Annotated in this window: 11 protein-coding genes; 10 read left to right on the forward strand and 1 reads right to left on the reverse strand. The window is 50.9% G+C overall.

Annotation, left to right across the window (positions count from 1 at the left end):
• Positions 1-90 precede the first annotated feature (90 nt).
• The 6 genes from rpsM (at position 91) to BEN74_RS13045 (ending at position 4,593) form a co-directional block, all read left to right on the forward strand.
• Positions 91-447: a 30S ribosomal protein S13 gene (gene rpsM / locus BEN74_RS13020; RefSeq protein WP_005012957.1), complete on the forward strand. Its 357-nt coding sequence runs from the start codon at positions 91-93 to the stop codon at positions 445-447.
• Between the two features lie 19 nt (positions 448-466).
• Positions 467-853: a 30S ribosomal protein S11 gene (gene rpsK / locus BEN74_RS13025; protein WP_004281491.1), complete on the forward strand. Its 387-nt coding sequence runs from the start codon at positions 467-469 to the stop codon at positions 851-853.
• A gap of 12 nt (positions 854-865) precedes the next feature.
• Complete coding sequence (rpsD, locus tag BEN74_RS13030) at positions 866-1,492, forward strand: 30S ribosomal protein S4 (RefSeq protein WP_004691294.1); 627 nt, start codon at positions 866-868, stop codon at positions 1,490-1,492.
• A 17-nt stretch (positions 1,493-1,509) separates the two neighbouring features.
• The gene (locus BEN74_RS13035) at positions 1,510-2,517 is read left to right on the forward strand and encodes a DNA-directed RNA polymerase subunit alpha (protein ID WP_068909556.1); all 1,008 of its coding nucleotides are present in this window, start codon (positions 1,510-1,512) and stop codon (positions 2,515-2,517) included.
• A 19-nt stretch (positions 2,518-2,536) separates the two neighbouring features.
• Positions 2,537-2,902, forward strand: coding sequence for a 50S ribosomal protein L17 (rplQ, locus tag BEN74_RS13040; protein WP_004641032.1), 366 nt, complete (start codon positions 2,537-2,539; stop codon positions 2,900-2,902).
• Positions 2,903-3,102: 200 nt separating this feature from the next.
• The gene (locus BEN74_RS13045) at positions 3,103-4,593 is read left to right on the forward strand and encodes a flavin-containing monooxygenase (protein ID WP_068909552.1); all 1,491 of its coding nucleotides are present in this window, start codon (positions 3,103-3,105) and stop codon (positions 4,591-4,593) included.
• Between the two features lie 122 nt (positions 4,594-4,715).
• On the opposite strand, the gene BEN74_RS13050 is transcribed toward BEN74_RS13045, so the two are convergent.
• Positions 4,716-5,888, reverse strand: a complete 1,173-nt coding sequence (locus tag BEN74_RS13050) for an acyl-CoA dehydrogenase family protein (RefSeq protein WP_068909550.1) — start codon at positions 5,886-5,888, stop codon at positions 4,716-4,718.
• A 184-nt stretch (positions 5,889-6,072) separates the two neighbouring features.
• Here BEN74_RS13050 and BEN74_RS13055 point away from each other — a divergent pair, with 184 nt between their 5' ends.
• The 4 genes from BEN74_RS13055 (at position 6,073) to rrtA (ending at position 8,892) form a co-directional block, all read left to right on the forward strand.
• The gene (locus BEN74_RS13055; RefSeq protein WP_068909919.1) at positions 6,073-6,330 is read left to right on the forward strand and encodes a succinate dehydrogenase assembly factor 2; all 258 of its coding nucleotides are present in this window, start codon (positions 6,073-6,075) and stop codon (positions 6,328-6,330) included.
• On the forward strand, positions 6,323-6,706 hold the full coding sequence (locus BEN74_RS13060) for a hypothetical protein (RefSeq protein WP_068909548.1): 384 nt from the start codon (positions 6,323-6,325) through the stop codon (positions 6,704-6,706). Before BEN74_RS13055 ends, BEN74_RS13060 begins: the two co-directional genes overlap by 8 nt.
• Before the next feature lie 499 nt (positions 6,707-7,205).
• Positions 7,206-8,249, forward strand: a complete 1,044-nt coding sequence (locus BEN74_RS13065) for a hypothetical protein (protein WP_068909546.1) — start codon at positions 7,206-7,208, stop codon at positions 8,247-8,249.
• Positions 8,250-8,319: 70 nt separating this feature from the next.
• Complete coding sequence (gene rrtA, locus BEN74_RS13070) at positions 8,320-8,892, forward strand: rhombosortase (RefSeq protein ID WP_068909917.1); 573 nt, start codon at positions 8,320-8,322, stop codon at positions 8,890-8,892.
• The last annotated feature ends 146 nt before the right edge of the window (positions 8,893-9,038 follow it).

The following is a 9,038-nucleotide window of genomic DNA, read 5'->3' on the forward strand; positions in this document are numbered from 1 at the left end:
GATTTCAGTAGGCTAATTAGGTTATTATCCGCCCCTCAAGATTTTTGTGGGGCGGTTGATTGTCTTAACTGCCTTTTTGGAGAAAATTGAATGGCTCGTATTGCCGGTGTAAACATTCCGGATAACAAGCATGCTGTTATCTCTCTAACGTATATCTTTGGTATTGGCCGCCACACTGCTAAGAACATCTTAGCTGCTGCAGGCATCGCTACTACTACTAAGATCCGTGAATTAGATGACGCTCAGCTTGATGCGATTCGTGCAGAAGTTGCCAAGGTTCCGACCGAAGGTGATTTACGTCGCGAAATTTCCATGAACATCAAACGTTTAATGGATTTAGGCTGCTACCGCGGTCTTCGTCATCGTCGCAGCTTGCCTGTCCGTGGACAACGCACCAAAACTAACGCACGCACCCGTAAAGGTCCGCGCAAACCTATTAAGAAATAAGATTTCTGGAAGCTAAAAGATGGCTAAAGATACTCGCGCACGCAAGAAGGTCACCCGTACCGTCTCTGAAGGTGTTGCACACATTCACGCTTCTTTTAATAACACCATTGTGACTATTACCGATCGTCAAGGTAATGCACTGGCTTGGGCCACTTCAGGTGGACAAGGCTTCCGTGGATCACGTAAATCAACTCCGTTCGCTGCTCAGGTAGCTGCTGAAGTTGCTGGTAAAGCAGCTTTGGACTACGGTTTGAAAAACTTGGACGTCCTTGTAAAAGGTCCTGGTCCTGGTCGTGAATCTGCGGTTCGTGCTTTAGGTGCAGTGGGTTATAAAATTAACAGCATTACCGATGTGACGCCAATCCCGCACAACGGTTGCCGTCCACCTAAAAAACGTCGCGTGTAAGGAGAAACATTCATGGCTCGTTATATTGGTCCAAAATGCAAACTCTCTCGCCGCGAAGGGACAGACCTGCAATTAAAATCTGGCGTTAAACCATTTGACGTCAAAACTAAAAAAGCTGCTAAAGCTCCAGGCCAGCATGGCGGAGCTCGTGGCGGTAAGCAATCTGAGTACTCACTGCAATTGCGTGAAAAACAAAAAGTACGTCGCATGTACGGTGTTTTAGAGCGTCAATTCAGCAACTACTATAAAGAAGCTGCTCGTGTTAAAGGCGCAACAGGTGAAAACTTGTTGAAGCTGCTTGAAAGCCGCCTGGATAACGTTGTTTATCGCATGGGTTTTGGTTCTACACGTGCAGAAGCTCGTCAGCTTGTATCTCACCGTTCAATCACTTTGAATGGCCGCCGCGTTAACATCGCGTCGATCCAGGTTAAAGCGGGTGACGTGATTGCAGTTCACGAAGGCGCTAAGCAGCAATTGCGTATCAAAAATGCAGTTGAATTAGCCGCTCAGCGTGGTATTCCTTCTTGGATGGAAATCGACCATTCTAAATTGGAAGGTACATTTAAAGCTGCACCAGATCGTTCTGATTTACCTGCTGAAATCAACGAAAGCTTGATTGTAGAATTGTATTCTAAATAATCCTTGAGGTAGCAATAATGACGCGTACTGCAAATGAGTTTCTAACTCCGCAAGCGATTAAGGTCGAAGCGGCAAGCGGGACCTCGGCAAAAGTTATTCTAGAACCCTTAGAGCGTGGCTTTGGTCATACTCTGGGCAATGCTTTACGTCGCATCCTTCTGTCTTCTTTGCCTGGCGCTGCCGTGGTTGAAGTGGAAATTGAAGGTGTCGAGCACGAGTACAGTACTTTGGAAGGCTTGCAGCAGGACATCGTCGAGCTCTTGCTGAACCTGAAAGGATTGTCTATTAAGCTGTTCGATCAAAATGAAGCTTATTTGACATTGGAAAAACAAGGTCCTGGCGACGTTACTGCCGCTGACCTTCGTTTGCCTCACAATGTTGAAGTGGTTAACCCTGAACATGTGATCGGCACTTTAAGTGCTTCAGGCAGTCTTAAGATGCGCCTGAAAGTTGCTCAAGGCCGCGGCTATGAGACTTCTGACTCACGCTTCCCGGAGGGCGAAACCCGCCCAGTGGGACGCCTGCAGCTGGATGCGTCTTACAGCCCGATCAAGCGCGTGTCTTACACAGTTGAAAATGCTCGTGTAGAACAGCGTACCGACCTTGACAAGCTGGTCATTGATCTTGAAACAAATGGCACCGTAGATCCGGAAGAAGCAATCCGCAAAGCCGCTACAATTCTGCAGCAGCAGATTGCGATTTTTGTTGACCTTCAGAAAGATCAGGCGCCGGTTGCTCAAGAGCCTCGTGAAGAAGTTGATCCAATCTTGCTTCGTCCAGTAGATGATCTAGAGCTTACTGTTCGTTCTGCTAACTGTTTGAAAGCAGAAAATATTTACTACATCGGCGACCTTGTGCAGCGTACTGAAGTTGAGTTGCTTAAAACTCCTAACTTAGGTAAAAAATCGCTTACAGAAATCAAAGATGTTCTGGCTTCTAAGGGCTTACAGCTCGGCATGCGTTTAGAGAACTGGCCACCAGCCAGCCTCCGCATGGACGATCGTTTTGCCTATCGCAGCCGTTAATTAAGTAGGACTATTCACCATGCGTCATCGTAATAGTGGTGTGAAATTAGGCCGTACAAGCAGCCACCGTAAGGCGTTGTTCCAAAACTTAACAAATGCTTTAGTAGAGCACGAGTTAATTAAAACAACTTTGCCTAAGGCGAAAGAACTTCGCCGCGTTGCTGAGCCTTTAATCACTTTAGCTAAAAACGATACTGTTGCAAACCGCCGTTTGGCATTTGCCCGTACTCGTTCAGCAGCAACTGTTGGTAAATTATTTACCGTTCTTGGCCCTCGCTACAAAGAGCGTAACGGCGGCTATCTACGTGTGCTTAAAGCGGGCTTCCGCGCAGGTGATGCTGCGCCGATGGCTTATGTTGAGCTTGTAGATCGCGAAGTTAAATAATTTCGCTGAAGAATAACGCTTGTTGTTCTGAAAAGGCTGGTTGGTTTCAACCAGCCTTTTTTCATGCCTGCTGTTTGACAATTCCATGCGCTTGTCCTGAATTGACACGCAGCCTGTCCAATTTGCTGTAAGCTGACATTGCGTATTGTCAGTTTTGTGCTTTAATGAAGGCATAAAGCTCTGCAGGTTAAAAGAACAATATGGAAAAACAAGTAGATATTCTCATTATCGGAGCCGGCATCTCCGGCATAGGGCTGGCTGCCCATCTGTCGAAGGAAAGCCCGCACCGCTCATTTGAAATTATTGAGTGCCGCGCCAGCTTTGGTGGCACCTGGGATTTATTCCGGTATCCCGGCATCCGCTCAGATTCAGACATGTCGACTTTCGGCTTCAGCTTCAAGCCGTGGAAGCAGTCCAGCGTACTGGCGGATGGGCCATCGATTAAAGGCTATCTGGCGGAAGTGGTGGATGAATATCAGCTGAAGCGCAAAATTCATTTCCAGCACCGGGTGCTGGCTGCAGATTATGATTCCGCATCGCGCAAATGGCGGGTCGAAATTGAAAATGACCGGCAGCAGAATGAAGTCTGGCTGGTGAATTTCGTTCTCGGCTGCACCGGCTATTACAACTATGACCAGGGCTTTCAGCCAGATTTCCCTGATCAGCAGGAATTCAAAGGGCAGTTTATTCATCCGCAGCATTGGCCGGAAAACTTAGACTATGCCGGCAAGAAAGTCGTGATCATCGGCAGCGGCGCCACGGCGATTACTCTGGTTCCGGCAATGGCCGAAGGCGGCGCAGGGCATGTGACCATGCTGCAGCGCTCGCCGACTTATATCGCCTCCATTCCATCGGTGGATTTCATCTATGAAAAAATGCGCAAAGTCCTGCCGGAAGACCTGGCTTACAGGCTGACGCGCGCGCGCAACATCGGCATGCAGCGTGCAATTTATGCGGCCGCGCAGAAGCAGCCGCAGCTGCTGCGAAAATTCCTGCTGCATTCCATTAAATCCCAGCTGAAAGGCAAGGTGGATATGAAGCATTTTACGCCGGAGTACAATCCCTGGGATCAGCGCTTGTGCGTGGTGCCGGACGGCGATTTATTCAGGATTCTGCGCAGCGGCAAGGCCAGCGTGGAAACCGATCAGATTGAAAAATTTACCGCAGAGGGCATTCAGCTGAAATCCGGCAAGCATCTGGATGCGGATATCATTGTTTCGGCCACGGGCCTGAATATTCAGATTCTCGGCGGCATACAGGCCACAATAGACGGCCAGCCGCTGAATACTTCAGAGCATATGCTGTATAAAGGCATCATGATCAGCGATGTGCCGAATATGGCGCTGATTATCGGCTATATCAATGCGTCCTGGACACTGAAGGTTGATATTGCGGCCGAATATATCTGCCGCCTGCTGAATTATATGGATGCGGAGGGCTATGATCAGGTGATTGCGCAGGGCGATGCTGCCGAGCTGCTGCCGGATACCGTCATGGGCAGCCTGAGCTCCGGCTACATTGCCCGCGCAGCCGGCGTCATGCCTAAGCAGGGCCGGCATGCGCCTTGGAAAGTGTCCAATAATTATCTGGCGGACCGCAAGGAGCTGAAGCATTCCAGCTTTGAAGACCGCGTGCTTAAATTTGCAAAGAAGTCTTTGGCCGCGGCGGTTAAGCCGCGCCTGGTGTCTTAAGCTTCAGCTGAATCTCAAGGGGCAGGGGTGCTCCTTTTTTATGCCTAAATGCTTCAGCGATTGAAGTATTTTTGGATATTGCTTATTTAAAAAGTCCATCTGTTGATGGACTTTTCTGGCATTTACAGGGAACGGGAAATCAGCTCCTTCATAATTTCATTGGTGCCGGCATAAATGCGGTTTGCCCGGTTGTCGATATAGGCGCGGGCAATCGGGTATTCCAGCATATAGCCGTAGCCGCCATGCAGCTGCAGGCATTCATCCACCACTTTGGAAAACATTTCCGATATTTTATATTTGGCCGCGGCGGCCGCATCAATGCCGAGATTCCCCGCCAGCTGCAGCTCCATGCAGCGGTCCAGATAGGCGCGGCAAAAGTCAATTTCCGTGCGCATTTCCGCCAGCTTGAAGCGGCTGTTCTGAAACTCGCCAATCGGCTTGCCAAAAGCCTTGCGCTGCTTGCTGTACTGCACGGTATGCGCAAAGGCGGCTTCAGCGCCTGCCTGGGAGATGATCGCCACCAGCATGCGCTCCCAGGCCAGCTCCTTCATCAGCATCATAAAGCCCATGCCTTCTGCGCCAAGCAGATTTTCTTTCGGCACGCGCACATTGTCAAAAAACAGTTCGCAGGTATCTTGGCCTTTCATGCCGATTTTATTCAAGGGCTTGCCTTTGCTGAATCCGGCGCGCCCGGCTTCAACCATGATCAGGGAGAGGTTGGCTGAACCCTTGCCACTGCTTCCGGTTTTGCAGACCACAATCGCCATATCGCATAAATAGCCGTTGGTAATGAAAATTTTAGAACCGTTAATCACGTATTCATCGCCCTCCAGAACTGCTGAGGTTCTGACCGCCTGCAGGTCTGAGCCGGTTCCGGGTTCGGTCATGGCAATCGCGGTGATGCTCTCGCCGCTTGCCATTTTCGGCAGCCACTGCTGTTTCTGCTGTTCATTGCCGAAGTTCAGAATGTAATTGGCCACGATGTCCGAATGCAGTGAAAAGCCAGTGGAAGAGTCCATGGCGTAGGCCTGTTCTTCAATCAGAATCATGCTGTATAAGCGGTCTGCGCCGCAGCCGCCGTACTGCTCGGGCATGGTGCAGCAGAGCAGGCCCAGCGCGCCGGCCTGCTGCCATAAGCTGCGGTCGACATGCTGCTGCTGTTCATATCTGGCAATATTCGGCACGACTTGTTTTTCATAGAATTTGCGCGCGCTGTCGCGGAAAGCGTCATGTTCCGCGCTGAATAAACTGCGCGGCAGCATGTTGGGAATAGGGCGGATCGCTCCTGACTGCATTGCTGTTTTCCTTAATTTTATGCTTGCAGATTCAAGCTATAAGATGGCGCTGCGGGCCGCAATGCGCTGAACGGTCAAATCCGGGAAAAATGCTGATGGATTTAGCCAATTCAGGCAAATGATGCAGGCAAAAAAGTCAGGATCGGGTAAAATATGCGGGGTTTTACAAGAATTGGGGAATGCTGTGAGTGACGAAATAAGCTTGGAAGAGCGCAAGGTAATTTACCGCGCGCGCCGCGGCCTGAAAGAAATTGATGTGTATTTTGACCCTTATGTGAAAAATCACTATTTGCAGGCAGATGCGTTTGAAAAGGGCATGTTTGAGGAGCTGGTGGAGCAGGAAGATCCGGATTTGCTGGACTGGTTCATGGAAGTCAGCGAGCCGCCGCGCCCGGAATTAAAAGCGTTTATTCAAAAATTAAAGCATTACGTGCATGGATAGCGGCAGTTTCCAGCTGAAGCGCAGCTGTCTGGCCCTGCTGTTTCAGCTGGCTGTTTTCACTGCGCTGATGGCGCTGCTGTACCAGTTGCTGCCGCTCAGCCTATGGTGCGCCTTTCTGGCTTTGGGCGCAGCTGCTTACCTGCTGTTTTACCGCGGGACGCCGCAAGTCACCGCGCTGGATCATCTGGACGGCAGGGAGTGGACGCTGTCGGCTGCCGGCGGCAAGCAGCGCGTGCAGATCAGCCATATTATTGATCATCAGGCCTATATTGTGCTGTATTTCCAGCATGCGCGGGCCAAGCCGGTGATTGTCTGGCGCGATCAGGTGGCGCTGAAGCAGTGGAAATCCTTCAAGGTATTGGCGAAAATGCTCTGATTGTTAGACAGCCTGACTTTATTTTAAAATAAAAAATCAAATAATAACAATAATTTGAATTAATGCTGTAATCCTGCTGTCAGACAGGATTAGAAAAAATTGGCATAAACTGCCGATTGTCAGACAGCATTGAATCCTGAAAAAATTTATCCCTGTACAGTGTATTCAACGGCAGCAAAGCGCAAGCCATGGCGGTTTCCCAGCCTGGATGTTCCGGCAGCTGTGCCCTTTGCTTGCGGATGCAGAATGGCGCTGAAGCCGCGACTCCGCAAAAATGAGCATTACAGATTTCTCCAGTTAATAAGCAGCATGTGCTGAACCGTCGCAATGCTGCTTTTTTTTGCCTGAAATTCAGCAGCTGCTAAAAATCAGTCAATTTCAGCGCGCTGAAACCGCGCTAAAGTGCAGGCTTGAATTAGAGTAAATACTCTTTAATTCGGAAATTGCTTCTGATATGTTTGTCGGGATGGACATAAACAAAATTATAGAGGACAGGAAAATGTCGGGCGTCCAAAAAATATGCCAGGGTATGGCAGCAATAACAATAGCAACTACTTTATTATCAGGCTGTTCACAAGTTGTGAAAACAGGCGCCAATGTGGCGCTCGGATTTACCGAAAAGCATATCGTGCCGCCGATTTTAGCCATGGATGATGCTGAAATGGTCTGCAATTCAGGCAATTCGCTTACGCCGGCGGTTATGGCGGCCAAAGATATGGGGGCGGACCCGACCCGCGTCGCGGTGCTGATGTATTCAGCCGCCGGCGTCTGCGCGGAACAGCAGGCGCTGCAGTCTGAACTGCGCTATCTGCGCGCATCCAAGGCCAATCAGGTGACTGAAGCGCAAGATGCGCGCATAGAGCAGAAGCACTGGGCGGCTTTGGCGGCGCAGCGCCAGTATGCGGGCTACCAGCTGTTCCAGAACCGCTATGAAAAAAAATACCGGGCAGCCCTGGGTGAAAGCTGTCCGAAAATGAACAGCGACATCGAGCAGACCGTCTATCTGCTGGGCATGCTGAGCGGGCTGCAGGCCATGACCAATGACATCAATTCCGGCGGCGCGGTGAATGTGCCGAAGGATATTGCAGCCGTGGTGGAGCGCGGCATGGCTTGCCTGAACAATGAAAAATTCTGGGGCGCGCCGAACGCCGCGCGCGCTGTGATTTGGACGCTGCTGCCGGGCGCAGGGGAAGGCAAGCCGGACCCGTATCAGACCTTAAAGCAGTCGGCGCTGCTTGGCGAGCAGAAAGGCGTGCGCCTGCCGCATGCCATGTATGCTGTCGCGGCGCAAGCCAGCGGCGATGATGCCAAAATCCGCGATGCGCTGAAAACTTTTGCGCAGGCCCGCAGCGATGAAAAGCCGGTGAATCCGCAATTCAAGCTGATAGACAGCATGGCTGAAATCATGGTGAAAGGCATTGCTGACCGCTACTGGACCGAGCATACCGGCGTGCGCGCCGCGGATGACGGCATGGAGCGCTTTTGGGACGAATCCGCCAGCTCTTCGGATTTGGATGCGCTGTTTGACGGCAAGCCTGAATAGGCCGGCTGCAGCCCGGCCTTGAGGCTGGGCTGCCCGCCGCGGCCCTTTTCAGCATAATGGAGGAATGCGCATGAAAGACCAGTTTATCAGGCGGAAAATTGTTTTCTTGGCGGCGGTCGTTTCTATTGGCGCCTGCCTGCAGATTTATCAGGATGCCTTCATCTATGTGCATGACGGCTTATTCAGGCAGTTCTGGCGGCTGTGGACCGGCCATTGGGTGCATGTGGGATGGATGCATTATTTCCTGAATATGCTGGCGTTCATCTGCCTGCCGTTTATTTTCCCAAGGGCATCGGTCTGGCATTTCACGGCTCTGCTGCTGGCGCTGCCGCCTCTAATCAGTCTAAGCTTTTATTACTTCTTGCCGGACATTAATGCCTATGCCGGGCTGTCCGGCGTGCTGCACGGCGCCTATACTGCCGTGGCCTGCGTGCATTTGATGTACAGGCGCGAGCGGAATTTCGCGGCCTTCGTGCTGTTTTTAATTTTATCCAAGCTGCTTTGGGAAAATACCGTGGGCAGCATGGGCACGGCGCAGCTGATCGGCAGCCCTGTGCTGGTGGAAGCGCATTTGCTGGGGGTGATTTGGGGGATCGGCATTGCAGCTGTGTATCTGCTGGCCGACCACTTTGCCGACGAGTGATGCGCTTGGCATTTAAAACATAAAAGAACATGCGGACTGTCATGTTCAGAAACAGAAAACTGATGCAAATTTAAACCAAATAATAAAGCGCTGGGCTGGAGAAGGGATTTTCTTCAGCCGAAAAGGACAAGGATCGGGTGCCTCCG

The organism is Acinetobacter sp. WCHAc010034, from assembly GCF_001696615.3.
In the GTDB taxonomy this organism is placed as follows: Bacteria; Pseudomonadota; Gammaproteobacteria; order Pseudomonadales; family Moraxellaceae; genus Acinetobacter.